The organism is Actinoplanes sp. CA-252034 (assembly GCF_050956125.1).
GTDB lineage: Bacteria > Actinomycetota > Actinomycetes > Mycobacteriales > Micromonosporaceae > Actinoplanes.
In genome coordinates this window covers 4,356,256-4,380,327 of sequence record NZ_CP191846.1, presented here as the reverse complement: position 1 = coordinate 4,380,327, position 24,072 = coordinate 4,356,256, and the positions used below count along the sequence as shown (strand labels likewise).

General features: G+C 70.5%; 24 protein-coding genes. 12 read left to right on the top strand and 12 right to left on the bottom strand.

Annotated features, from left to right (window positions below; translation table 11 throughout):
- Nucleotides 1-204: 204 nt before the first annotated feature.
- Both ACQPZW_RS19725 and ACQPZW_RS19720 read right to left on the bottom strand, forming a co-directional pair.
- On the bottom strand, nucleotides 205-930 hold the full coding sequence (locus ACQPZW_RS19725; RefSeq protein ID WP_433796375.1) for a lysylphosphatidylglycerol synthase transmembrane domain-containing protein: 726 nt from the start codon (nucleotides 928-930) through the stop codon (nucleotides 205-207).
- A 93-nt stretch (nucleotides 931-1,023) separates the two neighbouring features.
- Complete coding sequence (locus ACQPZW_RS19720; protein ID WP_433796374.1) at nucleotides 1,024-2,256, bottom strand: ROK family protein; 1,233 nt, start codon at nucleotides 2,254-2,256, stop codon at nucleotides 1,024-1,026.
- Nucleotides 2,257-2,447: 191 nt separating this feature from the next.
- On the opposite strand from ACQPZW_RS19720, the gene ACQPZW_RS19715 reads away from it, so the two are divergent.
- A complete protein-coding gene (locus tag ACQPZW_RS19715; RefSeq protein WP_433796373.1) occupies nucleotides 2,448-3,944 on the top strand; it encodes a cellulase family glycosylhydrolase in 1,497 nt (498 codons plus the stop codon).
- 108 nt (nucleotides 3,945-4,052) lie between these two features.
- Here ACQPZW_RS19715 and ACQPZW_RS19710 read toward each other — a convergent pair whose 3' ends face one another.
- Complete coding sequence (locus tag ACQPZW_RS19710; RefSeq protein ID WP_433796372.1) at nucleotides 4,053-4,646, bottom strand: hypothetical protein; 594 nt, start codon at nucleotides 4,644-4,646, stop codon at nucleotides 4,053-4,055.
- Nucleotides 4,647-4,818: 172 nt separating this feature from the next.
- On the opposite strand from ACQPZW_RS19710, the gene ACQPZW_RS19705 reads away from it, so the two are divergent.
- Nucleotides 4,819-5,598, top strand: a complete 780-nt coding sequence (locus tag ACQPZW_RS19705; RefSeq protein WP_433796371.1) for a class I SAM-dependent methyltransferase — start codon at nucleotides 4,819-4,821, stop codon at nucleotides 5,596-5,598.
- A 194-nt stretch (nucleotides 5,599-5,792) separates the two neighbouring features.
- Here ACQPZW_RS19705 and ACQPZW_RS19700 read toward each other — a convergent pair whose 3' ends face one another.
- Nucleotides 5,793-6,362, bottom strand: coding sequence for a CGNR zinc finger domain-containing protein (locus tag ACQPZW_RS19700; protein WP_433796370.1), 570 nt, complete (start codon nucleotides 6,360-6,362; stop codon nucleotides 5,793-5,795).
- A gap of 48 nt (nucleotides 6,363-6,410) precedes the next feature.
- On the opposite strand from ACQPZW_RS19700, the gene ACQPZW_RS19695 reads away from it, so the two are divergent.
- Both ACQPZW_RS19695 and ACQPZW_RS19690 read left to right on the top strand, forming a co-directional pair.
- Nucleotides 6,411-6,950, top strand: coding sequence for a GNAT family N-acetyltransferase (locus ACQPZW_RS19695; protein ID WP_433796369.1), 540 nt, complete (start codon nucleotides 6,411-6,413; stop codon nucleotides 6,948-6,950).
- Nucleotides 6,951-7,197: 247 nt separating this feature from the next.
- Complete coding sequence (locus ACQPZW_RS19690) at nucleotides 7,198-7,596, top strand: RidA family protein (protein WP_433796368.1); 399 nt, start codon at nucleotides 7,198-7,200, stop codon at nucleotides 7,594-7,596.
- A gap of 134 nt (nucleotides 7,597-7,730) precedes the next feature.
- On the opposite strand, the gene ACQPZW_RS19685 is transcribed toward ACQPZW_RS19690, so the two are convergent.
- Nucleotides 7,731-8,300: a hypothetical protein gene (locus ACQPZW_RS19685; RefSeq protein WP_433796367.1), complete on the bottom strand. Its 570-nt coding sequence runs from the start codon at nucleotides 8,298-8,300 to the stop codon at nucleotides 7,731-7,733.
- Between the two features lie 219 nt (nucleotides 8,301-8,519).
- Here ACQPZW_RS19685 and ACQPZW_RS19680 point away from each other — a divergent pair, with 219 nt between their 5' ends.
- The 4 genes from ACQPZW_RS19680 (at nucleotide 8,520) to ACQPZW_RS19665 (ending at nucleotide 10,960) form a co-directional block, all read left to right on the top strand.
- Nucleotides 8,520-8,699 (top strand): hypothetical protein, encoded by a 180-nt coding sequence (locus tag ACQPZW_RS19680; RefSeq protein WP_433796366.1) that lies wholly within the window; start codon nucleotides 8,520-8,522, stop codon nucleotides 8,697-8,699.
- 94 nt (nucleotides 8,700-8,793) lie between these two features.
- Entirely contained in the window at nucleotides 8,794-9,258 is a 465-nt protein-coding gene (locus tag ACQPZW_RS19675; protein ID WP_433796365.1) for an SRPBCC family protein, read from the top strand.
- A gap of 116 nt (nucleotides 9,259-9,374) precedes the next feature.
- The gene (locus ACQPZW_RS19670; protein ID WP_433796364.1) at nucleotides 9,375-9,629 is read left to right on the top strand and encodes a hypothetical protein; all 255 of its coding nucleotides are present in this window, start codon (nucleotides 9,375-9,377) and stop codon (nucleotides 9,627-9,629) included.
- A gap of 38 nt (nucleotides 9,630-9,667) precedes the next feature.
- Entirely contained in the window at nucleotides 9,668-10,960 is a 1,293-nt protein-coding gene (locus ACQPZW_RS19665) for a hypothetical protein (protein ID WP_433796363.1), read from the top strand.
- An 86-nt stretch (nucleotides 10,961-11,046) separates the two neighbouring features.
- Here ACQPZW_RS19665 and ACQPZW_RS19660 read toward each other — a convergent pair whose 3' ends face one another.
- On the bottom strand, nucleotides 11,047-12,945 hold the full coding sequence (locus tag ACQPZW_RS19660) for a hypothetical protein (protein WP_433796362.1): 1,899 nt from the start codon (nucleotides 12,943-12,945) through the stop codon (nucleotides 11,047-11,049).
- Entirely contained in the window at nucleotides 12,930-13,694 is a 765-nt protein-coding gene (locus ACQPZW_RS19655) for an ABC transporter ATP-binding protein (protein WP_433796361.1), read from the bottom strand. Before ACQPZW_RS19655 ends, ACQPZW_RS19660 begins: the two co-directional genes overlap by 16 nt.
- A gap of 238 nt (nucleotides 13,695-13,932) precedes the next feature.
- On the opposite strand from ACQPZW_RS19655, the gene ACQPZW_RS19650 reads away from it, so the two are divergent.
- Complete coding sequence (locus ACQPZW_RS19650) at nucleotides 13,933-14,130, top strand: hypothetical protein (protein WP_433796360.1); 198 nt, start codon at nucleotides 13,933-13,935, stop codon at nucleotides 14,128-14,130.
- A 53-nt stretch (nucleotides 14,131-14,183) separates the two neighbouring features.
- On the opposite strand, the gene ACQPZW_RS19645 is transcribed toward ACQPZW_RS19650, so the two are convergent.
- Genes ACQPZW_RS19645 through ACQPZW_RS19625 form a run of 5 tightly spaced genes read right to left on the bottom strand, consistent with a single transcriptional unit; the run spans nucleotide 14,184 to nucleotide 20,116 of the window.
- A complete protein-coding gene (locus ACQPZW_RS19645) occupies nucleotides 14,184-17,945 on the bottom strand; it encodes an FtsK/SpoIIIE domain-containing protein (RefSeq protein ID WP_433796359.1) in 3,762 nt (1,253 codons plus the stop codon).
- A gap of 17 nt (nucleotides 17,946-17,962) precedes the next feature.
- Nucleotides 17,963-18,277 carry a hypothetical protein gene (locus tag ACQPZW_RS19640; RefSeq protein WP_433796358.1) on the bottom strand — a complete coding sequence of 105 codons (315 nt, stop codon included), beginning with the start codon at nucleotides 18,275-18,277 and terminating at the stop codon, nucleotides 17,963-17,965.
- An 11-nt stretch (nucleotides 18,278-18,288) separates the two neighbouring features.
- Nucleotides 18,289-19,527, bottom strand: coding sequence for a WXG100 family type VII secretion target (locus tag ACQPZW_RS19635; RefSeq protein WP_433796357.1), 1,239 nt, complete (start codon nucleotides 19,525-19,527; stop codon nucleotides 18,289-18,291).
- Between the two features lie 5 nt (nucleotides 19,528-19,532).
- Nucleotides 19,533-19,832 carry a hypothetical protein gene (locus ACQPZW_RS19630; RefSeq protein WP_433796356.1) on the bottom strand — a complete coding sequence of 100 codons (300 nt, stop codon included), beginning with the start codon at nucleotides 19,830-19,832 and terminating at the stop codon, nucleotides 19,533-19,535.
- The gene (locus tag ACQPZW_RS19625) at nucleotides 19,829-20,116 is read right to left on the bottom strand and encodes a WXG100 family type VII secretion target (RefSeq protein ID WP_433796355.1); all 288 of its coding nucleotides are present in this window, start codon (nucleotides 20,114-20,116) and stop codon (nucleotides 19,829-19,831) included. The genes ACQPZW_RS19630 and ACQPZW_RS19625 overlap by 4 nt, the downstream gene beginning before the upstream one ends.
- 140 nt (nucleotides 20,117-20,256) lie before the next feature.
- Here ACQPZW_RS19625 and ACQPZW_RS19620 point away from each other — a divergent pair, with 140 nt between their 5' ends.
- From ACQPZW_RS19620 to ACQPZW_RS19610, 3 genes are read left to right on the top strand one after another with little or no spacing between them, the layout of a single operon-like run.
- Nucleotides 20,257-21,231 (top strand): vWA domain-containing protein, encoded by a 975-nt coding sequence (locus tag ACQPZW_RS19620; RefSeq protein WP_433796354.1) that lies wholly within the window; start codon nucleotides 20,257-20,259, stop codon nucleotides 21,229-21,231.
- Entirely contained in the window at nucleotides 21,228-22,166 is a 939-nt protein-coding gene (locus tag ACQPZW_RS19615) for a protein phosphatase 2C domain-containing protein (RefSeq protein WP_433796353.1), read from the top strand. Before ACQPZW_RS19620 ends, ACQPZW_RS19615 begins: the two co-directional genes overlap by 4 nt.
- Nucleotides 22,163-23,821 (top strand): hypothetical protein, encoded by a 1,659-nt coding sequence (locus ACQPZW_RS19610; RefSeq protein WP_433796352.1) that lies wholly within the window; start codon nucleotides 22,163-22,165, stop codon nucleotides 23,819-23,821. The genes ACQPZW_RS19615 and ACQPZW_RS19610 overlap by 4 nt, the downstream gene beginning before the upstream one ends.
- Nucleotides 23,822-24,072 lie beyond the last annotated feature (251 nt).

Here is a 24,072-nt window from a genome sequence, read left to right as displayed (position 1 = left end):
CGTGACAGCGGACCCCTGAGCGCCACGCATCTCGATGTCGAACGATCCGGGAGGTCCGGACCTCGGTGACCAGGGTGGCGCCGGCGTCCAGCCCTCGTGCGACGACCTCGCCCGCCGTACGGGGTCACGGTCGACTTGCCGCCGGGAATGCGCATCCTCACCTCCGGGTGTTGCAGTGGAGCTCTGGCATCGCCCGGATAGCGGTCAGTTCCCGGCCGTATGGAGGCGGTGGCGGCGGCGCATGATGAGCCAGGAGATCCAGCCGACGCCGATGATGAAGCCGAAGCTGATGATCCGGTAGAGGACCACCGCGGCGATCGCGGTGGACGCGGTGATGCCGCCGGCCATCAGTCCGAGGATCAGGGCGCTGTCGATGATGCCGAGCCCGCCGGGGACGATGGTGACCGTGCCGGCGGCCATCCCGGCACAGAACGCGAGCAGCAGCTGGGCCGGGTTGATCGGCTCGCCGCTCACGGCCCGCACGCACATCCACAGGCAGACGGCGTCGAGGCCCCAGTTGAGGACGGCGAAGACGGCGGCGGCGATTCCGCGGCCGGGCGTGAGGCGGGCGCCACCGAGCTGGCCGACGAAGGCGCGGACCTGGTCGAGACCGTGGTCGGCGGGGCGGCGGCGGAGCCGGTTGACCAGGGCGAGGATGGCTCTGGCGACCGGGTCCACGATCGTCGGATCGTTGCTGACGCGCTGTACGCCGACGACGAGCACCAGGATGACCGCGGCGAGGCCGGTGAGGCCGTACCAGTGGACGTCGCCGTCGGAGGCCAGCGCGCTCACGGCGGTGACGACGGCGAGGGCGGTGGTGGACAGGATGCCGGACAGGGCGATGGCCCAGGAGGCGACCGCCGGGGTGGCCTGATGTTTCGTCGTGACCGGGACCACCTCGGCGCAGTGGAACACCGAGTCACCCGGCACCTACCGGACGGGCCTCCACCATCGCGAGCATGGTGGAGAACGTGAGTAGGTCGCCGGATACGCGCGCCGGTGCGAGGGCGCGGAAGCGTCACCTCACGAAAGCGCCGGCCGGAGGCTCTCCTCAGGGGGGCCGAGGACGAGCTCGCTCTGCAGGACGAGGGCCGCCCCGCCGATCGCCGCCGCGTCGGCCCCGTTGACCGACGGGACCACCCGCACCGGATGCGCCCGGCGCGCGAAGGTACGGCGGTCCACCTCGCGCTGGATCACCGCCTGGTAGATCGACCCGGCCACGGCGAAGCTCGGCCCGGCCAGCACGATCGTGTCCACGTCGAAGAGGCCGGCCAGGGTGACGGCCGCACACCCCAGATAGCGGGCCGACCGCTCGACGAGGCCCCGCGCCTCGCCGTCACCGGCGTTCGCGGCGGCCGCGATCCGCGCGAACTCCATGAGGAAGTCATCGCCGGCCGGATCGAGCGCCAGCCGCTGCGCCAGCCCGGGCATCGCCAGGGCCTGACGGACCACGGCCGACGGACCGGCGTAGTTCTCCAGACAGCCGGCATTGCCGCACGAGCACTCGTCACCGTCGATGTCGACCGAGATGTGACCGATCTCCACGCTGTTGGAGGAACTGCCGCGATACACCTGACCGGCGACCACGACCCCACCGCCGATCCCCGTGGCCATGTAGATGCAGGCGTAGGTGCTGCGCGCATCGACCGCCCCCAGCCAGTACTCGCCTATCGCGGCGGCGGCGGCGTCATTGTCGAGCAGCACGGGCAGCCGCAGGTCTTCAGCGAGCCGCGGCGCTACCGGGTAGCCCAGCCACTCGTCGGTGGGCTGCGGGGTCAGCAGGCTTCCGGTACGCCGATCCTGCGGGCCGTAGCCGACCAGGCCGACGCCCAGCACCTTGTCGCGGTCGACTCCCGCCGTGGCCAGCAGCGCCTCCACTTGCGACGCCACCAGCGCCAATGCCTGCTCCGGCGGTTTCACCAGGCCCCGGAACGACGTCCGGGCCACCTGCCGCCCGGCCAGGTCGACGACCACGATCACGCAGGTGTTGCGCTCGAACTGGACCCCTACGCTGTACCGGGCCTGCGGGTTGAGCTGAACCAGCGTGCGCGGCTTGCCCCCGGTCGGCCCGCCACGGCCGGCCTCGATCACCAGGCCGTCGGCCATCAGCTCGCGCACCACCTCGGAGATCGTCGCCCCGGTGAGCCCGGTCGCCGCCGCCAACTCGACCCGGCTGCTCGCCCGCACCGCGCGGATGACGTCGAGAACAAGGCCACGCGTCTTCGGCCGGCTGCCCCAGATCGGGCTGGTGCCCACATGCCCTCCCTCGTCCGCCTCCGTGTCACGCCACCCTACTTGCCGGCCGGCGCGAATCCGACCCACGCGTGCCTCGATCACCATCCATGTCCGTACCAGCTGATTTGACTTTCGTAACCTGCCGAATAAAGTCAATCGATATCGTCTTCCGTCGATCCCCCATCGATCCCCTACGGCAACGAGGACCTCGCATGAGACATCGGCACGCCCTGCTGGCCACGGCGGCCACGGGCGCCCTCGCCCTGGCCGGCGCAGCAGCCGCCACCCTTCCCGCCGCGGCAGCCGCCACCGGCTGCTCGGTCACCTACCGGGTGCAGAGCCAATGGCCGGCCGGCTTCACCGCCGACGTGGCCGTCACCAACCTCGGCTCGGCCATCACCGACTGGACACTCACGTTCGACTTCCCCGACAGCGGTCAGAGGGTGAGCCAAGGCTGGAGCGCGACCTGGACACAGACCGGCGCTCGGGTCTCCGCCTCGAGCATGACCTGGAACAGCTCCCTGAGAACCGGCGCGACCACCTCGCTCGGTTTCCTCGGCCAGTGGAACGGCACGAACCCGTCGCCCGCCTCCTTCGCGCTCAACGGCACCGCCTGCACCGGCGCGGTGACCTCGCCGTCCGCGAGCCCGAGCTCCCCGGGGCCGAGCACCCCGCCGCCCGCGGGACCCGCTCCCGAGCTCAAGGTCGCCGGCAACAAGATCGTCACCCCGCAGGGCCGACCGTACCGGCTGCTCGGCGTCGACCGCTCCGGCAGTGAGTTCGCCTGCGTACAGGGCAAGGGCCTGTGGGACTCCGGACCGGTCGACCAAGCCTCCGTCGACGCGATGAAGACCTGGAACATCCATGCCGTACGCATCCCGCTGAACGAGGAATGCTGGCTGGGCGTCAACGGCTCGCCCAGCGGGCCCGCCTACCAACAGGGCGTCAAGGAGTACGTGGACCTGCTGGTCGCCAACGGCATCAACGTGATCCTCGACCTGCACTGGACGTGGGGCGCCTACACCACCGGGCCGGACTGGCACTGCAAGGACGAACAGGCGACCTGCCAGAAGCCGATGCCCGACGCCCGGTACACCCCGCAGTTCTGGACCGGGGTGGCCAACACGTTCAAGGGCAACGACGCGGTGGTCTTCGACCTGTTCAACGAGCCGTACCCGGAGATCGCCGTCGACTGGAACAAGACGGCGGGCTGGCAGTGCCTGCGCGACGGCGGCACCTGCCCCGGCATCGCCTACGAGGTGGCCGGCATGCAGGACCTGGTCGACGCGGTGCGGGCCACCGGCGCCACCAACGTTCTGATGATCGGCGGCCTGGAGTGGGCCAACGACATGCGCGAATGGCTGACGTACCGGCCGGCCGATCCGCTGAACAACCTGGCCGCGTCCTGGCACGCGTACAGCTTCAACGCCTGCGCCACCGAGTCGTGCTGGGACATCCAGATCGCCCCGCTCGCGCAACAGGTGCCGGTCGTGATCGGCGAGTTCGGGCAGGACGACTGCGGCTTCGACTACATGAAACGGCTGGTGGACTGGGCCGACGCCCACGCCATCGGCTACCTGCCCTGGACCTGGAGCCCGTGGGGCTGCACCACCGGCGCCGTACTGATCAAGGACTACAACGGCACACCCGAACCCGGCATCGGCGAGGGGTACAAGGCGCACCTGCTCACTCGGAGCCCGTACGCCTGACCGTCTCTTCGGCCGGCCGGTGACCCCTTGCCGGCCGGCCGAAGGCTGTCCCCCTCGTCGGCCGCCATGGCCGGTCGCGAAGCCTCGGGGTGGGACGGGGCATTTGGGTCAGAGGCAGGATGGCGTGTAACGGTCGATCCGCAGACCGCGGAACTCGATGTCGTTGGCCGTCTTTCCGACGAAGACGAACCCTCGCGCCTCGGCTCGGGCGACCGCGAACGGGTGCGCCGGCGTGCCGAGCTCCGGCACCGAGGTCCAGGCGTGCGGCCGGAGGCTGAAGAACCGGGTCACCGTCCGGCCGTGGGTGGACGGGATCCGGGTGGCCCACTGGGCCCCGCCGCTCCAGTGCGAGGCCGGCCTCAGCTGGAGGTACAGGTCGTCGGTGGCACTGTAGGTCAGCAGGAAGCCGGCCGAGCGGGACAGGTCGGCCTGCGCCTCGAACCGGTTGGCCAGCCACAGGACCGCCACGTGCCACTCGGTACCGAGGAACGAGATCCGTGCGGCGTACTTCGAGTGACCGCGCGCCGGGACCAGAAGGCTGCCGGTCGCCGGCACGGTGGTGCCCTCTCCGCTGGCCAGCCACTGCTGGTAGCGGTTGATCGATGGGGTGGCGCACTCCCCGTGGGCGGCGGCGGCCGGGGCCGGCGACGCTCCGAGGGAGACGGCCAGCACCGTGGCGGCCGCGATCAAAGACTTCCGCATGGACGAGCTCCCTCGCAGCGCGAATCAGTAAGGTTTATTAAGAGTGTCCTACCGAATCAGGAACATCAATACCCCGACCGTGGATACGTGGCTCGCGCCGTGGCGGTGTTCTCTCCGTCGTCGACCGAACGTGTCACTCATGAGGGGGCCGAGCGCGGCTAGGCTCGCGAGCATGGGTTTCGAGGTCGCCGCTGAGGCGTACGGGAAGTTCATGGGCCGTTTCTCCGAACCGCTGGCCGCGACGTTCTCCGATTTCGCCGGCATCGGCCCGGCGCGCCGGGCGCTCGACGTCGGGTGTGGACCGGGAGCGCTGACGGCGGAACTGATCCGGCGCCTCGGCAGCGGGCACGGCGGGGACGGTGGCGGGGCCGTCGCCGGGATCGATCCGTCGCAGGCGTTCGTCGCCGCGGCCCGGGCACGGTTTCCCGGTGTCGACATCAGGCTCGGCCCGGCGGAGGACCTGCCGTTCGGCGACGACGCCTTCGACTGTGCGCTGGCGCAGCTGGTGGTGCACTTCATGGCCGACCCGGTGGCGGGACTGCGCGAGATGGCCAGGGTCACCCGCCCCGGCGGGACGGTGGCAGCCTGCGTGTGGGACCACGCCGGTGGCCGCGGACCGCTGTCACCGTTCTGGCGGGCGGTCCACGACCTCGACCCGGGAGCCCGCGACGAGTCACGGCTCGCCGGCACCCGGGAGGGGGAGCTGGGCGATCTGCTGACCGCCGCGGGCCTGCGCGACGTGAGCTGCGCCGTGCTGACGGTCACCACCCGGTTCGCCGGCTTCGACGAGTGGTGGGAGCCGTACACGTTCGGCGTCGGCCCGGCCGGTGACCACGTGCGCGGCCTCGACCCGGTGCGCCGGGAGGCGTTGCGCGAGCGGTGCGCGGCAGACTTCGGGCCGGGGCCGTTCGATGTCACCGCCGCGGCGTGGGCGGCGGCCGGGCGCGTCTGACACGGTCGGGTGAGCCGGTGGCCGCGGAGCCCCGTTCAGCGGCCGCGCCGAAAGCTCAGGCCGGCGCGCGTTCCGGTCCTCGCGGTGTCGGGTCGCCGCGGCATCTCGGCGAGCACAGCTTCCCGCCCTGGAGCTCTTCGGTCACCAGACGGGGCGCACGGGCACTCTCCCGACCGCGTGTCGGCTGCCGGGGGCTACTTCGGCGACGACTCGCCGGCCGGCGCCGCGGTCGTGGCGCGTCGGCGGTAATACCTCGCTTGGCGATCGCGGTGGGCGCACGACTCATGGCAGTAACGCCGGCGCGGATGGTGCTGCACGAAGAACAGGCAGCAGTCCGGGCCCTCGCAGCGGCGCAACAACCGGGTCCGGCCTCCGGTGAGCAACTCGATGCAGGCGGTGGCCAGGCCGCCGAGAAGCGCGGCATCCCCGGTCGCGGCGCCTCGGCGGCTGTCCGCGACGAGCGCTCCACTGGATCGCCGGATCATCTGCGGGGACGTCGGCGCCTCGGCGGCGACCGCGTTGACGTGCACGATCGCGGCCGCCGGTGGCGTGGTGCCGGTGACCGTCGCCGCGAACAGGGTGTGGATGCTGTCCCGCAGCGCCCTGGCCGCCGACGTGTCCCGCGCCGGCTGGGCGCCTGCCTCCGTGAACCACAGCGTGGCCAGAGCGGTCGTGCCGAGGAAGTCGTCGTCGCCATACAGCGTGTTGGCGAACTCCACGACCAGCGGTTCGGTGCCCAGGATCGGCAGCTCCACATCACCCACCCGATAATTCTATGCTGACGGTACGGACGGACTGCTACCGTCAGCCGCATGATGACCTGGCGGCACGTCACTCCTGATGACTTCCCGCTGCTGGCGCACTGGCTGGCGCAGCCGCACGTGGCCCGCTGGTGGCATCACGAGACGTCGGCGGCGGCCGTGGAGCGCGACTTCGGGCCCACCGCGCGCCGCGAGGAACCGAACGAGGACCTCCTGGCGATCCTCGACGGCACACCGATCGGGCTGCTGCAACGCTCGTTCCTGCACGACTACCCCGAATACGTCGACGACTTGACGCCGCTCACCGCGGTGCCGCCGCGCGCTATGTCGATCGACTATCTGATCGGCGACGCGGCGAACGTGGGTCACGGCATCGGCACCCGGATGATCCGCTCGGCGCTGGAGCACCTGTGGCGCGACCACCAGGACGCCGAGTGCGTGATCGTGCCGGTGCACGCCGACAACCGCCGTTCGTGGCGGGCGCTGGAGAAGGCGGGCTTGGCTCGTGTCGCCCAGGGCGAGATCGATCCGGACAACCCGATCGACGACCGCCGGCATTTCGTCTATCGGAAAGACCGGCCCACGGCCTGACGACATCAGGGTGCCCGACCTCGGCCCACGCCCGAAGCCGATCCTGTCGGTGCCGAAGAAGCCGTACCGTATGACGCCCTTGGCCGGGCCGTCCTTGGGGGCGATGAAACGCACGCGGCGGACCGGCAGGACAGTGACCACCGCCGAGGCCAGGAGAGCCGGGCCGGTCGGTCCGCGGCGTGCGCCTCCGCCGGGGCGGCCGTGAATCCGGTGGTGTGGCGGGCGGGGATGTGCCATCGTCGGCCCCGTGTCTGTCGAACTGATTCGCGCGAGCCGCCTGACCGATGCCGTCCCGTACGCCTACGCTTCGGTGGTACCCGCCGGTGCCCGGCTCGTGCACACCGCCGGAGCGTGTCCGATCGACGTCCACGACCAGGTCGTAGCGCTTGGAGACATCTCCGGGCAGGCCGAACAGGTCATGGACAACCTTGAGGTGGCGCTGCAGGCGGCAGGGGCCGCACTGACAGACGTCGTGCGCACGACCGTCTACGTCGCCAGCACCGACCAGGCGGACCTCGTCACAGCCTGGAACGTCGTGCGCGCCCGCTTCGGCGACCACGACGCGCCGAGCACCTTGCTCGGCGTCACAGTGCTCGGCTACAGGGGACAGCTCGTCGAGGTCGACGCGGTTGCCGTAGTGAGCTGAACCCACCGAGATGGACATCGGCGCTGCGGGTCCTCGCAGGAAGTCGGTTTCGGACGCCGGTACGCCTGGAGCATGGGCGTCGACTACCGCATCGACGGCGGACACACCGTTCGGAGCGGGATGCCGTGCGTCCCCTAGCCGGCCGGGTCGATTAGCGCAGGCGTGAAGCATGCGGCCCACGTCAGGGCGAGGAAGAGATCGACGTTCGACGGCATGCACGACCACACGGCCAGGCCGCCGGGGCGCTTCCCCGGCGACACCCGGGCGAATGCGTCATCCAGTCGGCCACCCAGAACAATGGTGAGCGTCCAGCGCAGACAACTCGCCAGGGCGGCACCGACCGCGAACATGGTGACACCGATGAGAACCGTCGCCACCACGCCGGCGGGACCGGCGAGCGACGGCACGCCCCGCGGGACGAACGTCACCGCCACAAAGAGCAGGAATGGACCAGCGGCGACGAACATCCAGGCGTACGCGCGATCTCCGTTCGCCGACGCAACGTCGGCCGCGCCGGCCGGGCCTCGCCTGACGTCCCTCCGAAAGTCGTTCATGCTGGTGCGCCGCTCCGGCGGCTCACCGCGGTCGACCCACCACCTCAACATCGCCGGCGCAACCAGGCAGGCCACCCAGCCACCGAAATCCCGCAGCGGCGGCCCGGCGGACGCCTCGACGGCCTTCCGGGCCCACTCGGGAACATCCATCCGTCTGCCACTTCATGTCGGTTCTCTGCGACACCGCGATCCGGTCCCGGCCTCGATCATTCCATCGATGCGCGAAAGTAGACCGTACTCGGGGCACAGCGAGACGAGGGAGCCTGCTGGTGTTCGTCGCTGTCCATCCCAGCCCCTGGCGCGCCGATGTGCTCGCCGTGGCGCCCGACGGCTCCCGGGTGATGGCGTGGGAGGCGCAACTACGCGCGCATGGCGGATGCCACCCGGCAGGAACGCATCGCCCGGGCCCACGAGGCCGCCGCGCGTGCCGCGGACCTCGCCGCCCGGACCGCCGCCGCCCGGCAGCGCATCGCCGCCGATGACGATCCCAGCGCCACGGGCGAGCCGGTCACCCCCGATCGCGCCTCCGAGATCCGGCTCCGTCGATGAGCCGGCCGGCGTGCCCGTCGAGTGGCCGACGCCACTCGTTTCGCTGCTCCTGCCCCGGGTAGTGCTTGAACACCCTGAGTGGAGGAGAAGAATCGTGAGTACCGTTACCGAGTCCGTGGACGTGAGCGTGCCGATCCGCACCGCCTACAACCAGTGGACCCAGTTCGAGGACTTCCCGAAGTTCATGGACGGTGTCGAGTCGATCGCCCAGATCGGCGACCGACGTACGCACTGGGTGACCAAGATCGCCGGTCAGACCCGTGAGTTCGACGCGGAGATCACTGAGCAGCACCCCGACGAGCGGGTGGCGTGGAAGAGCGTGGGCGGCGACACCACGCACGCCGGTGTGGTCACGTTCCACCGCCTCTCCGACGCCGAGACGCGGGTGACGATCCAGCTCGACTGGAAGCCCGAGGGCCTTGCGGAGAAGGTCGGCAGTGCCGTGGGTGTCGACAGCCACCAGGTGAAGGCTGACGCCAAGCGGTTCAAGGAGTTCATCGAGAGCCGTGGCACCGCTACCGGTGCGTGGCGTGGGGACGTCGAGCGACCCGGCGTCTGATTGATCGACTCGGCGGCCGGCACGGTATGTGCCGGCCGCTTTCACGCCGTCGGCGACTTCTCGTCGGGTTCGGGGCCGCCGGCGAGCCGGGTCAACAGTTGCTGCAAGGTGTGCCATTGCTGTGGCGTGAGCCGGTCGTGGAAGACGGCGAGGGCGTGGTCGCAGCGATCGAGGCCGGCGTTGAGGGCGGCGCAGCCGGTGTCGGTTATGCCCGGCCTCTGCGCGTCAAGGCGATCATGGAACGAGTTCTCGGCGAGCCGGTGCCCGACGGATCGAGGGCTTACGATGCGCTTGTTCCCGATGACCTATGTAGATGGTGGGCGTCGGGCGCGGTGTGCATCGACAGACCGGCTTCCACGGGGGAATCATGATCAGAAAACCGGTATCCGTACGAGCGATCCTGGCGTCATTGCCGGCTCTGGCGGTGGCGCTGTCGGCGGCGCAGGTCCTCGCGGCTCCCGCAGCGGCCAGCGCCGCGCCCGTCGGCGGGGTGGCCGGGGCGGCTCCCGCCCGGGCGGACCTGGAGTTCGCCTGGCGTCCGGACTCCACCGACGTGTCCTACCTGGGCGGCATGGGTGCACGCGCGCTCGTGCAGGCGGTCGCCACCAACGTCGGGACAAGACCCGCATCCCGGGTGACGTTCCACTTCACCCCGCCGCCGGGCAGCACGATGGATCCCGCCGAGAACGAGCAGTTCGGCTGGACCTGCGACACCTCGACCCCGACGTGGGCCTGCACCAACGGGCGTACGCTCGGCGCCGGTGAACTGGAGGGCCTGAACCTGACGGTCCTGCTCCCCGCCGGGACCGTGGGCGACACGGTGACCATGAGGGGATCGGTGTCCACCACCACACTCGAGCGCTCGCTGCGCAACAACAGCGGCGAGACGACGTTCCGGTACGTCGTGCCGCGTCCCGCCGACATCGCGGTCAACAGTGTCTCCGTCGTTCCCGCCCAGCGGGTGAAGGCGCACGAGCAGTTCGACGTGCTCGTCGAGGTGGACAACGTCGGGGGGAGCCCGGCTCACGACGTCACGGTGCGGGTTCCGCTGCCCACGGCCGTCCGGGCGGCATCCCTCGACCCCGAGTACCCCGGGTGGAGTTGCGCCCTGGTCGGTGGGGATGCCGGGCAGGCTGTCGAGTGTGCCCGCGACAGCGCGTACGACGTGACCCAGCCGTACAACTGGCTGCGGCTGCGGCTGGTCGCCGGACCGGGCACGCCGGACGGGCCGCTGGTCTTCACCGCCACCGCCGCCACGACGAGCCCGGAGGAGAGCACCGAGAACAACACCGCCGGTGGCGGCACGGTCTACCACGCCGAAGGGGTGATGAGCGGTCGGGCCTGGCTCGACGACGACCGGGACGGCCGGCGGGACGCGGACGAGCCGAGCGCGTACGGAAAGGTCGGCAAGATCGAGTTCGTGCTGGAGGGCACCGAGCCGGACTGGGACGTCCCCCGCGGCCACCTCGACGAACGAGGCGCCTACTCCATGCGGCTGAAGCCGGGCCGCTACGTGGTTGACGTCTATCTGGCGGCCGGGACGCCGTACGTGTTCACGGTGCCGGACGCGGGTGACGACACCACCGATTCGGATGTCATCGGCAGCACCGGTGACTACTACAACCGGGGCTGGAGCGCCGTGGTGGAGGTGACCGACGCCGGTGAGGCCGTCGTCGACATCGGCCTCGTGCCGGTCGCCTGACATCCGGAGCCGTTGAGTCCTCGCAGGCCACATCGAACGGCACTGCTGTGCTGCCTCAGCGCAGCGGTGCCGGCCCGATGTGGCTGTCAAACCTTCTCGAGTACGCGTTCCGGCTGCTCGGCAGGCACCCTGTTCCGCGCCCGCTCATGGCGGATCGGGACGGTCACGCCGACGGTGAGCATGGCGACGCCGAGCAGGATGAACGCCACCGCGGCCGGGATGCGCCACGCGTCGGGCAGGTAGAGAGCGGCGAACCACACGCGGTCCTCGCTGCCGTTGAAGATCATGAACAGCGGAATGAGGCCTTGCGGGATCAGCGGGATCCAGCACAGCGTCCACATCGCGGTGACCAGTGCCGACTTGCCCTTCGGCAGTTTCGACGCCGCCGCCCCACGCTTGGCGACGGTCAGGGTGACCGTGCCGCCGCCGCGCATGGCGGCGAGCAGTTCCGGCCCGGTGGCGCGCAGGCGCGTACCGGCCTGGCGTCCGCCCCAGAGGGTGAGCAGAACGCCGGTCAGCAGGCCGACGAGGACAGCCGACCAGCTGACGAGTGGTCGGTCGAAGTGGGTCCCGGCCCAGGCCACCGCGGCGGCCGGGACGGCCGTGAGAACGGTCAGCAGCAGGGTGACGATGAGCTGGCCGAAGATCTGGCCGGCCTCGAGAGGATTCCCGGTGCGGCGTTTCGGCTCCAGCACCGGGACCAGGGCATAGACCGATACCAGGACGATCAGGCCGGCACCGCCGCCGAGCATCGCGAGCAGCAATGCCAGCACCCATGGCCAGGTCTGCGCATCCCCACCGGCGATGGTGCCGGCCACCGTGAGCACGACACCGACCGGAGCGACCTGCAGCAGCCAGGCGAGCTGGCGGCCGCGGATCTCGGCCCGTTCCCCGCCGGGGTTGACCAGGCTCAACCACAGCGCGGTCCCGTCGAGGCCGATCAGGTTCGCCGAGGTGGCGGCGGCCATCGACACGACGATGAGGCCGGCCCAGGGCAGCATCGCCCACCAACCGGCGATCACCGGGACGAGTGTGTAGAGCGTGCCGAAGAACAGCGCGTAGAAGAACAGATGCGTGCGCATCAAGTCTCGCGACCAGGTACGCAGTTCCTTCGCCGCGACCGCGCCGACCATGCCCCGGGCGGCGAGGCGGTCCAGAACCGTCCCGGTCGCGCCGCTGCCCTTCGGCGCCCACTGGGACGGACGGGTGGTCATGCGCTGGACCAGCAATCGCGCCCACAGCACGAGTACACCGGCGATCACCACGACCAGGCCACCGAGCGCCGCCGCGACCAGCGCCCAGTCACCGCGCCCGGCCGCCTCGACCGCGAGCAGGCCCCATGACGACGGCAGCCAGTACAGCACGGAGGCGAAACCTGGCGGGAAGCCGTAGGTGAACAGCTCCGATTGGGCCGCTGCCCAGATCAGCACCCACGACTGGTTGAGCAGCACCGCCATGCCGGCGTTGACCAGCGCAGCCAGGATCGCGCCGAGCCGGGACCGGACGGCCACCGCCAGCAGGCCCACGACAAGCCGGGACAGAACGAGAACGAAGACCAGCCCGAGTACGGCCGCGGGCGCCGACACCACGACAGCGGCCGCCCCGAGCCCGGTGGCGTAGGCGGTCAGCGACGTGAAGGCGATCAGGCTGACCAGCGGCGCGATCCCCACCGACCCGGCGACGAGCAGACCGAACGCCAGACGCACCGGCCGTAACGGCAGCAGAGCGAAGTGCTCGGGCCGCAGGCTGTCGTCGCCGCCGGTGTAGACCGGCCCGAGGACCCAGCCGAACATCCAGCAGGCCAGCACCACCGCGAGCAGATCACCCCGGACGACCCCGGGCACGAGGTCGCTGCCCGCCAGCACCACGGTGCCGGCGGCGAGCAGCAGCCCGGCGATCCCACCGGTGATCATGTTGACGGCGCGGGCTCCGCTGAGCGAGTGAGCGAGCACCCGCAGCCGCATCGCGATCAGGATCCGAGCCACGACGGCGCCTTCCGGATCGCGTCCGCGGCGCCGACCAGTTCGACGAACCGGTCCTCCAGGCTGCCGCCGTCCTGCACCTCGGCCAACGTGCCGGCGGCCACGACGCGGCCGGTGTCGATCACGGCGACGTGGTCGCAGAGCTGCTCGACCAGCGCCATCACGTGACTGGACAACACCACCGACCCGCCACCGGCGACGAACGTCTGCAGGATGCCGCGGATGGTCAGGGCGGAGACCGGATCGACGGCCTCGAACGGCTCGTCGAGCACCAGCAGGCGCGGGCCGTGCAACAGCGCGGTGGCCAGGCCGATCTTCTTACGCATGCCGGTGGAGTAGTCGTTGACCAGCGTGCGTTCGGCGTCGAGCAGATCGAGCACGTCGAGCAGCTCCTCGGCGCGGGCGGCCGCGGTGACCGGGTCCAGGCCACGCAACCGGGCCAGGTAGACCAGCATCTCCCGGCCGGTCAGCCGTTCCGGCAGCGCCAGCCCGTCGGGCAGCACACCGGCCAGCGCCCGCGCCCGCAGAGGGTCGGCCCACACGTCGACGCCGAAGATCCGCGCGTGCCCGGCGTCGGGCCGCAGCAGGCCGACCGCCATCGACAGCGACGTGGTCTTACCGGCTCCATTGGGTCCGACGAGACCGTAGAACGACCCGGCCGGAACGGACAACGTCACGTCGTGCACCGCCGTCTTGGGACCGAAACGCTTGACGAGCCCGGCAAGGTGCAGCGCGGGATCCGGTGAGGGCACGAGGAACTCCGTCCGGGAAGGATCGATGTGTCGCGAATCCTATGCGGACACGGACTCCTCGATGTGCCCGTCGGTCCGAGATCGCGTCGGCTCGACGATCGGCGGCACACCTGGCGGCGTACGGCTGAATGATGATGTGGTCGTCCATCCCTTGAGGGATGGCAGGAGCGGCGGTCCCGGAAACGATGGGGGCAGGCCGGGAAACCGGCAAAGGGCCCACATCGGAGGCGGAGACACCATGACAACGAGGAAGCAGCCGAACGGGCGATGGGCGCCCTGGTGGGTCTACGTCGTGATCATCGTCGGCGCGAACTACGCCAAGCAGTACCTCATCCAGGACTGGCCGGTGATCGTCAACGCGGCGATCACCATCGTCCTGGCCGGCACACTGTTTCTCATCATCACGGCTGTGTACCGCAACCGACGGCGGCGTTGACGTGGCAACCCGGCAGGGCCGGGCGGTCGATCACCGCGGGCACAGGGTCTGGATCAGCGTGTCCGGCCGCCCCGGACGCAGCAACTGGGCCACACCGGGGCCAGCGGGCGACCGCGCATGTTGCCGGGAAGCATCTCGTTACGGGCCGCCACCGAGAAGTGCATCCGCCATGCCGACGACTCCAGCGTCCGCTTGACCAGCAGGTCACTGGCCCGGATCGCGGCGTTGGCAGCGACCTGGCCCACCACGATGCTCAGCCGCACCCGCTCGGCGACCAGGGCGTACGCCGACAGATCCGGCAGCAGGCCGGGCCGGCCCAACGGACTCAACGCCTGCACCAGCTCGAAATCGTCGACGACGACCAGCAGCGGCCGGTCCCCGGCGCGGGCGGCGATCGTCATCCGCTCCTCGAGAACCTGCTTGAGAGCGGCGACCATGCTCTCCAACTCCCCGATCGAGGTGGCGGAACCACTGATCGGTGCACCCGGGCCGAGGAGTTCCAGCAGCCGGCCGCGGAAGTCGACGACGAACGTCTGCGTGCCGGCCCGGGCCGCCTCCCCCACCATCCGCGCCAGCGTCGACGTGCGGCCGGTCTCCGCATCCCCGAAGACCAGCAGGTGACCGTCGCGGCCGGGCACGAACGACGCCGGCCGGAACCCCGACTCGCTGAGGCCGAGCAGGATCCCCTCGTCACCCTGGCGTTGCGCCTCGGCACGGCGGAACTCCCCCGCCGACAGGTCGTCGAGAAGCAGCAGACGCCCGGCCGGCGGCGCCGACGAAGCCGCGGCGACCGCGGTGACCACGTCGTCGACACCACCCGGTGCCGACGAACCGGCGCCCATCTGAGGTGCCGCGAGCTGCATCTGCATGCCACCGGCGCCGAGGGCACGCCCTGGACCGGCGCCGGCCAGCGTCGCGCCCTTGACACGGCCGTGCTGGGAGTCGGCCGGCTCGTTGAGGCGCAACTCGAACCGGGTGGCGATCTGCTCCAGCTTGCGCGCGTTGACGTCGGTCCACCGCGCGGTCGTCAGGTGCAGGTGCAGCCCGAAGTTCGCGCCCTCGATCAGCAGCCGCTCGACGACCGGCTCGTACTCGGCGTACCGCTCCTTGAATGCCGCATAGTTGTCGATCACCAGAACGGTGTGCGCCTGCGTGACGCCGTCCGCCGACCGGGCGGCCAGCCCGCGCTGCCCGGACATGCTGCTCACGCCGGTGCGGCGGAACTGGACCGCCCGCTCGTCGAGCAGCGTCACCATCTCGGTCAGGATCCGCGCCACCCGATGCGGCTCCTGCGCGGTGGCATAGGCGCCGACATTCGGCAGACGGCTCGCCGCCGCGAGCAGACCACCACCGAAGTCCAGGACATGAAACATCAGCAGGTACGGAGGGAAGCGTCGCGCCGCCTGTACGAGCCCGGTCGTCATCGCCGAGCTCTTGCCCGTCTGGGGCGCCCCGACGATCGCCAGGTGACCGCCGAGACGGGCGACGTCCACGACGACCGGGTCCTGACGGCGTCGCAGCGGATCGTCGAGCAGGCCGACCACGACCGGCAGGCCGTCCTCGATCGCGGTGGCCGGCAGGTCGAGCCGCGGGTCGTCCAGCGTGAGGAACTCCATCCGCGCCGAGCTCGGCAGCGGCTTCAACCACAGCGGCGGAGCCTGCGGCACACCGCGGAGCCGGTCCACGACGAGAGCCAGATCCGTCCCGGCGCCGCTGCCCTCGGTGGTGACCGAGATCTGCGAGCCCCGGAACCGCCGGAGGGTGGCGGCCGCCCGGAAGAAGCCGTGACCGGGCAACGGGGGCAGTTCGGCGGCCGCCTTGGAGCCGATCGCCGCACTGCTCTCCTCTGCGGTGAAGGTGCGCAGCGCGATCCGGTAGCTGAGGTACGTCTCCAGGCCGCGGATCCGGCCCGCCTCCAGGCGCTGACTCGCGAGCAACAGGTGGATCCCGAGGCTGCGGCCCTGCCGCCCGATCGACAGCAGCAGGTCGAGGAACTTCGGGTCCGCCTCCAGCAGCTCGGCGAACTCGTCGATGACCAGCAGCAGGTACGGCAGGTTCGGCAGGTCCGGGCTCTGCTCGCGCAGCGCCCGATAGTCGCGGATGCCCTGAAGGTCCTGGCCGGCGGCGGCGAGCAGCCGCTGCCGGGCGAGCAGCTCACCGGTGAGCGAGCTGCGCATCCGCTCGATCAGGGTCGGATCGTCGAGGATGTTGGTGATCAGGCCGGTGCAGTGCGGCAGCTCGGCGAGCAGCTCGAACGCGGCGCCACCCTTGAAGTCCACGAACGACATCTGCAGCACGTCCGGGCCGTGGGCCAGCGCCAGGGAGGTGATCATGGAGCGGAGCAGTTCGCTCTTGCCCGATCCGGTCGCGCCGACCAGCAGACCGTGCGGCCCGTCCCCATTGGCGGCGCCCTCCTTCAGATCGAGGACGAACGGGCGGCCGTCGGCCTGCACACCGAAGGTGGCGGTGAGGAGACCGGCCGGATCCCGGCGGTCCCAGCGCGGCTCGACCGGACGCTGGCCGAGCAGGTCCAACAGCAGGTCACCGGCGGAGTCACCGACGAACGACAGGTCGCTGACCAGCTGCCGCCGCCCGATCACATCGGCCACCCGCTGCGCCTCGGCGACCGGCGCGCCGACCGCGGCGAACCGCATCGGCGGTACGGAACTGCGCACCGGCTGCAGCGTGCCGTGACCCCGACCGTCCACCACCAGCACCGCCGACGCCTCCGCGGGGCTGTCACGCGTGCTCTCCGCGATCGTGAGCACCGTGATACCGAGCTCCCCGGCACGGGACAGCGCGTTCTGCAGCAGCGGGATCTCCTGCAGCTCCGACAGCGGGTGATAGGCGTCCAGCACGATGATCAAATGCGTCAGTCCGGCCTTGGCGGTCGACCAGCCGGTCTCGTCGAGCAGCTGCGCGCGCGGCTCGACGACCCGGGCGAGCGCGGTCGCCAGCGACGTGGCGTCGGTGGCGATGCCCGGTAGTCCCGCCGCCGCGTCGGCCCGATGCACCATGTGCGGGATGCCGGCCGTCCAGGCCCACTCCCCCGCCAGCACCGGAGGGGCCGCCACCAGCAACGACAGCTCGTCCGGCCCGCAGCAGACGAGCGCCTCCAGCAGCATCGATCGGGCCAGCGCGGACGCCGCGGCGCGCGGCCCTTCCACCCCGATGACCGCGTGCTCGGTCAGCGATACGGCGAACGGCGCGTCGCGTACGGTGGCGGCGGCGTCTTTGATCTGCTCTGCCCGGTCCTGCAGGTCCGTCATGACGTCCGCCTCGAGGGCGGCGATCTTGCCGATGTCGACGGTCAGCCCCGACGGCACGTCCGCGACACCCGCCGCCAGGTGCAGGAAGTCGGCGTCGGTGAGGCGCCGCTCCCACAGCCGGCCGCCGTTGATCCAGTCGTTGAGCTGGGTGGGCGCCGGGTGGGCCAGCTCCAGGGCCGAGCGGATCTGCCCCTGCGCGGTCGCCACCTGACCCGCCGCGTCGTCGACCATGGCGGTGTAGCGTTCGGCGCGTTTGCCGTTGCGCTTGTCGGCGGCCTTACGGTTGCCGCGGTACATGATCAGCGGCGTGGCCATCGCCGCCACCGTGACGAGCACCCCGAGCACGATCATCTGGGTGTGGCCGCTCACGATCCCGAAGACCAGGATCGTCCCGGTGGTGAGCACCGGCAGGAACACCATCGCCGCCTGCGGCGGCTGCGGCTGCTCCACGGTGGGCGGCGCCGGCAGCTCGAACGTCGTGACCGCCGGCAGAGCCCCCAGCCACCGCCCCCGCCGATGAACCGGCTCCAGCTCGTCAGTCGCCATCGTGGGGTGGCCGCTCGCTAACTTCCGCTGCCAAGGGGAACCGCGTAGTCCGCTCGCACACGACTGTCGAAGTACCTGATCTCGTCATCCGGGAGAGCCTGCGCGAGGCGCTGCGCGAGAGCCAGCCCGTCAATGGCGAACTGCTCCTCGGCCTGAGCGGTCGCAAAACCTGAGGAAAGTGGATCGTCGGAGTTCAGGGTCTCGTCGTAACGGACCGACCAGTCGATCAGGTCACGTACCAGGTCCTCCGGAAGCGGCAGCGTTGCAGGGTCCGTGTTGAAGGTCCCCTCGGAGGTCGAGGACCATAGCGGGTAGCAGTCGTAATCGGACATGACTTTGATGGTCACTTCAGTGTCCCGCCCTTGAGGTTCGCGCCGACCACGAATCCGTTGTCGGAAACCGTGACGGCGACATTGTAGGTCTGACCCTCGAAGAGCACTTCGTAGATCGGCCGGGAACCCCGGCCGGTCACCTGATCACCGACGTGTTTTCCGTCAGTGATCGCACTCATCACCAGGTCCGGAACCTTCTCATCGGGAATACCTGCGGCCCGGAACTCGGGTCCGTGCCGCTCCAAAATGTGAGTAAGCCCGGCGACGGAGTTTCCATTTTCCATGAAAACGATCTTTCCGCTGGACGTTCGGCGGATGTCGACGATGCCTTCCGGCGTGTGTTTCACTCCATTCTTGGCGAGTTCGGACCGGAGAACGTCCGCCGATTCGCCGGGGGCCGTTCCCCTATTGGGCCGGACCCGGCCGACGACGGCCGGCAGCTTGCCGCCGACGCCGCCCACGACGCCGGCGAGGGCCAGGCTGCCGGGGTCGAGTCTGTGGTTCTTGTAGAGCTCGATCAGCGCCTCGGTCGTCACGTTGTTGGCGGCGCCGCGGAAGACGGCGTGGCCCGCGCCGTGGAAGGGCAGGAAGACGCCGATGACGGCGGCCAGGCTGAGATCGGCCGGGCTGATGTCGCGGAACGGGTTGCCGCCCGGGTCGGTGATGACGTTGCCGGCCACCTGCGTACCGCCGTAGATACCGGCGTTGACGACGAAGCGGGTGGACATGGCGCGCAGGCTGCCGCCCGCGGCGCGCAGGGCGAACCGGGCCGCCGCCTGGCCGACCAGCTCGATGATGGCCCACAGCCGCCTGATCGTGAAGGCCGCCTTGACGCCGGAGACCGCGGCCGCACCGCCGAAGGTGAAGACCGACAGGCCGGCGCCGATGAGCAGGGTGAGCCCGATCTCGGCCAGCAGCAGCTCGAACTCGCGCCGCTGGTGTTCGAGCTCCTCGACGAGCTGGTCCAGATGCCGGGCGACGGCGTCGAGCTCTACGCTGAGCTCCTGAACGGTGCCGGCCAGCGTCGCCCACTCCTGGGCGAAGGCGTCGTGGGCCTCGCCCGTCCACACCGCGGCCGCCGTGTTGACCTGGAACTGTGTGGTGTCCGTGGTGGCGCGCAGCCCGCCGGCGACGGTGCGCCACAGCTGGGCGGTGGCGCGCAGGGCGTCGGCGTCGAACCGGGGGAAGTGCGGGACCTCCATGTCCTGCGGCGGATCGTCGTCGACGGTGCCGGCCGGTGCGTCAGTCATGGGCCCTACGGTTCCTGCCGGACCGTGTTCGCGGTCTCCGTCTCGGCGTAGAGACGGCTCGCGGCGGACAGGCGCTGGGAGAGACCTTCGAGGGCCGCCTCGAGCTGCTTGAGGGTGTCGACGCCGGAGCTGAGCACCTCGCGGTAGTCGCCGGCCGCCTCGCTGCTGCCGCTGACGTCCTTCGACTCCGGCTGCCTGGCTCCGCGGTCGAGCATGCCCCAGAGGTGGGCGACGTCGGAGCTCGCCGACAGCACCATGGCGGACATGCCCTGCACGGCTGCCGGGTCGACGGAGAAGACGCTCACGAGAAGGTGCCGCGGACGGCCGACTCGGTGCTCTCGTAGTTGCCGGCGGCGGACTGCATGGTCTGCCCGATCTGGGTGAGCGTGTCGTGCAGGGAGCGCACGTCGGCGTCCCACTGCGCGTAGAGCGACTGCAGCGCCGCGGAGGCGGATCCCTGCCAGCTGTCGCCGAGTCCCTGGATCTGCGCGAGCAGGTTGGCCCGCTGCGCGTCGATTTCCGAGGCACCGGCGGAGACCTGCGCGGCGACGCCCCGGATCGCTTCGGGGGAAACGGCGTAGTCAGACATGAATAACCCTTCGACGGCGTACGCGATTTAAGTTGCCGAGTCCGGACGTTAGCATTCTGAAACAGAATACTGAAGACTTCCGTTCGGTCGTTCCAACCGCCATAGTTCGTCTATCCGAGACGAGAACATGAGAAGGTCGTATGTCCCAGGTTCACATTCTGCTCCTCGGCCCGGAAGGCGTTTTCGCGCGCGTCGCGCTCGCCGATGATATTTCCCTTTCGGCACAACGGAAAACAATCACCCGGTCATTGGGCCTGCCGGACGGTAGCGATCTGACAATCCGAAAGTACGATGGCTCCCCGGTCGATCAGCGAGCCCCTTTCGCGTCTTCGGGGGCGCGGACCGACGATCGCCTTCTCGTCGAGGTCCGGACCGCCGCACGATCCGGACTGCTGGGCAGATTCGGCCGCCAGCGGTCGGCGGCGGACGCGACAGTCGTGCCGTCGGCCTACCGGGTGCTTCCCTGCTATCTGGCGGTGGACACCTCGGCCTCGATGCGCGGTGAGCCGATCGGCCAGGTCAATCACGAGCTGCCGCGGCTGCGCGCGAAGATGCTGCGCGAACCCGAACTGGCCGAGGTCTGCCAGCTGTCGGTGGTGACGTTCGACGAGACGGCGGCCGTGCACGCACCGCTGACCGACATCGCCGACATGCAGCTGCCCGGGTTGACCGCGGAGGGCAGGGGCACCAACTACGCGTACGTCTTCGAGCTGCTGCGCACCACGATCGCGGCGGACCTCTACGAGCTGTATCGCACCGGCCGGCGCCCGTACCGCCCGGTGGTGTTCTTCCTCAGCGACGGCCAGCACAACCGGGCGGACGACTGGCTCGCTCCGCTGGACCGGCTGACCGACCGCTCCGCCTTCTACGGCGCGCCGAACGTGGTGGCGTTCGGGTTCGGCGAGGCGACCGCCGAGACCATCCAGGTGGTCGGCCGTAAGGCGGCCTACATGCCGGAGGAGGGCGCGCCCTCGGCGAAGCTGGACACCTTCATGACCTTCCTGCTCAGCTCGCTGACCAACTCGATGTCCGGGGGCAGGCACGACCGGGACGACGTCTTCGTCGTCCCGCCGGCCGCGCCGACCGGCTGGCGCGCCATCAAGATCCAACGGTGACCGCCCCGCCTCCGGGTCCCGGCGTGGTCCGCCGCATGCTGGACCTGCTGGGCGTGCCGGGAACCGGCCCGCAGACCTCGATCGACGGCCGCGACGACCGTCAGGTGGGCCGGGCGTTCACCGTGGGCGAGCCCATCCTGCCCTCACCGGAGGCGGACGCCCTGGGCGTCACCTCGTGGACGACACAGCCGCGGGTCTGCGCCGACGGCGGTTCGCTGGGTCCGCTCACCGTGCGGGCGGCCTCCGCGGTCGGGCGCCGGCACGCCCGCGTCGGCACGAGCCGCGAGGACGCGTACGCGATCACTCCCGCGGCGGGCGGCGTGGTGGTGGCGGTGGCCGACGGTGTGGGCAGCGCCGACGCCCGTTTCTCGGCGGTCGGCGCCCAGCTGGCCGTGGTGGAGGCGTGCCGGCTGGTGTCGGCGGCGCTGGACAATCGGTGGCGGATCGTCGCGGACGACCTGTGCCGGCAGATCGGCACGGCGATGATGGACGGCGCCGGCCGGTTCGTGCCCGAGGAGTTCGATCATCGGTCGCTGTCCACCACGCTCACGGTGGCGTGGGTCTCGACCGGTGGGGCCTTCGGCGGCTTCCGGGTCGGGGACGGCGAACTGTTCACCCTCACCGCGGCGGGGCTGCAGCCGGCCGGGCCGGGCGGGAGCGGCGACTTCACCGAGACGGCGGCGCTTCCCGGCTCCTGGTCGGTCGCCGAGGAGTTCTCCGGCCGGCTGCAACCCGGGTCCGCACTGGTGGTGGTGACCGACGGGCTGTCGGTGCCGATGCGGTCCCCGGAGGTGGCCGACCACTTCACGCACCGCTGGCGCGACGCGCCGACCGTCGTGGAGTTCCTGCACGACATCTCGTTCGACCGCAGGGGTGAGGCCGACGACCGTACCGCGGTCTGTGTGTGGTTCCGGACCGAGGACGGCGACCGATGACCGATTGGACCGGGCCGGCCGAGCCGCTCGACCGTGACCTGCTGCCGGTGTCCGGCGAGTCGGTGGGAGACCCGGGCGCCAAAGGCGTCGTGTACGTCGTCGACGCGTCCTGCTATTTCAAGGAGTATCTGGAGCCGGTCGACGACGCGTCCCCTCTCGACGAGTTGATCGGCTGGCGGCGGTCGCTGCCGCAGTCCGAGCGGGACTTCCTCGACGAGCACTGCGCCTGGCCTCTGCGCCGGGTTCACCGGGACGGCCGGACCACGGGTTTCCTGATGACGCCGGCACCCGACGTCTTCTGGGCGGACATGCTCGGCGAGCGGCACACCGTCGAACTGCAGCATCTGATCCACACCGCCGCCGCCAAGCGTCTTGGGCTGGACGTTCCGGACCGCTCTGAACGGTTGCGGCTGGTGCGTGACCTGGCCGCCCTGTTCGCGCTCTTCGACACCCACCACATGGTGTACGGCGACATCAGCGAGAAGAACGTGCTGTGGACGGTCCGGGGCACGCCCCGGGTGTACCTGATCGACTGTGACAACGCCCGCCCGGCCGACAGCCCGCACGCCGGCTCGGTGATGGCTCGCAACGAGGGCTGGCGTGATCCGCTGCTCGGCCCGGACGATCGGCCGGACATCGACAGTGACCGGTTCGCACTGGCGGTCTTCTTCTACCGCGTCTTCTACGGCGTCACCGCCTCGGTCGATCAGGACCAGGGCCGGATCCTGCTGCCGGACGACGCACCGCACCTGCCGGAACTGGAGGAGCTGCTGGGCGCGGGTCTGGGCCTGGTGCGTCCCCGGCCGTCCGCGGCGCGGTGGCTGGCGGCCGTCGCGGCGCAACGTCGGCCGCCGCCGGCCACGGTCGCCGCTGCGCCCCCGGAAGCGGACGGTTCCCGCAGACGGGTCTTCGCCGTCACGGCTGCGGGAGTGCTGGTGGCCGCCGCGATGGCCGTGCCGTTGATCGTCGGCCAGACCCACCGGGACACCACGCCGACCTCGGCGTCGTCGGACATGATCAGCCCCGCTCCGCCGTCGCCGCCGTCGCCGTCTCCGTCTCCGTCGCCGGTGTCGCTCGGCCGGAAGGAGGCGATGGCGCAATGGGCGGCGGGGCCGGTCAAGATGCGCGTCGACCACTACAACTCGTGGGTGTACTGGCCGGAGAAGGGGGACGACGAGGAGCCCGCCTCCTGGGCGCAGCTGCGGATCTCACTGACCAACCGCGGCGACGCCGGACTCGTCCTGAGCGACGCGACCGGGCGACTGCTGCTGGTGACGAACGCTGAGCCCGAGGTGCCGTCCGCCCTCGTCACGGTGGTGGAACTTCCCGGCCTGAACGCGGGTCAGGAGTTGTACGGGGTTCCCTTCCAGGACCTGTTGACCTTCACCTACGGCGGTGAGAAGCAGGACGTCGCCTGGAAGGGTGAGCAGGTCGATCCGGGCGCCACTTTCACCGCGGACAGCCCCGACGGTAACGGCGTCAGCTACGAGCTGACTCCGCCGACCGCCGACCCGGGCGATGATCAGGACGTCACGCCCGCTTCGTTGCACATCGTCGGCGTCGCCTGGGTGGACGAGACCGGCGAGGTGCAGGGTTTCACACCGGTCTCGGCGTGGACCGGTCCGAACACCACCGACTCGTTCCTGGCGAAGTGAGCAGGCGCAGTCTCCGCCGTTTCCGGTCGTCTTGCGCCGGCTCAGCACCGCTTTCGCTCCTTTCGACCACCCCGCCGATCGGCGGGAACACCCCCGCCGATCGGCGGGGATGTCTCTATGCCTTTCGGCCGACGGCCGGCCGGCGCCGCGAAAGCGACCAGGCATTTCTTCGTCTCCTCAGCGGGCTCCGCACCTCCACCCCCTTGCTCCGGGGCGGCATGCTGCACGGTGCACGGAAACGGGAGAAGCGA

What these genes read in the sequence shown, in the direction of transcription:
- ACQPZW_RS19715 (WP_433796373.1), top strand. Translation starts at nt 2,448, where the DNA reads ATGAGACATCGGCACGCCCTGCTGGCCACGGCGGCCACGGGCGCCCTC.
- ACQPZW_RS19710 (WP_433796372.1), bottom strand. Translation starts at nt 4,646, where the DNA reads ATGCGGAAGTCTTTGATCGCGGCCGCCACGGTGCTGGCCGTCTCCCTC.
- ACQPZW_RS19705 (WP_433796371.1), top strand. Translation starts at nt 4,819, where the DNA reads ATGGGTTTCGAGGTCGCCGCTGAGGCGTACGGGAAGTTCATGGGCCGT.
- ACQPZW_RS19695 (WP_433796369.1), top strand. Translation starts at nt 6,411, where the DNA reads ATGATGACCTGGCGGCACGTCACTCCTGATGACTTCCCGCTGCTGGCG.
- ACQPZW_RS19685 (WP_433796367.1), bottom strand. Translation starts at nt 8,300, where the DNA reads ATGGATGTTCCCGAGTGGGCCCGGAAGGCCGTCGAGGCGTCCGCCGGG.
- ACQPZW_RS19680 (WP_433796366.1), top strand. Translation starts at nt 8,520, where the DNA reads ATGGCGGATGCCACCCGGCAGGAACGCATCGCCCGGGCCCACGAGGCC.
- ACQPZW_RS19650 (WP_433796360.1), top strand. Translation starts at nt 13,933, where the DNA reads ATGACAACGAGGAAGCAGCCGAACGGGCGATGGGCGCCCTGGTGGGTC.
- ACQPZW_RS19645 (WP_433796359.1), bottom strand. Translation starts at nt 17,945, where the DNA reads ATGGCGACTGACGAGCTGGAGCCGGTTCATCGGCGGGGGCGGTGGCTG.
- ACQPZW_RS19640 (WP_433796358.1), bottom strand. Translation starts at nt 18,277, where the DNA reads ATGTCCGATTACGACTGCTACCCGCTATGGTCCTCGACCTCCGAGGGG.
- ACQPZW_RS19635 (WP_433796357.1), bottom strand. Translation starts at nt 19,527, where the DNA reads ATGACTGACGCACCGGCCGGCACCGTCGACGACGATCCGCCGCAGGAC.
- ACQPZW_RS19625 (WP_433796355.1), bottom strand. Translation starts at nt 20,116, where the DNA reads ATGTCTGACTACGCCGTTTCCCCCGAAGCGATCCGGGGCGTCGCCGCG.
- ACQPZW_RS19620 (WP_433796354.1), top strand. Translation starts at nt 20,257, where the DNA reads ATGTCCCAGGTTCACATTCTGCTCCTCGGCCCGGAAGGCGTTTTCGCG.
- ACQPZW_RS19610 (WP_433796352.1), top strand. Translation starts at nt 22,163, where the DNA reads ATGACCGATTGGACCGGGCCGGCCGAGCCGCTCGACCGTGACCTGCTG.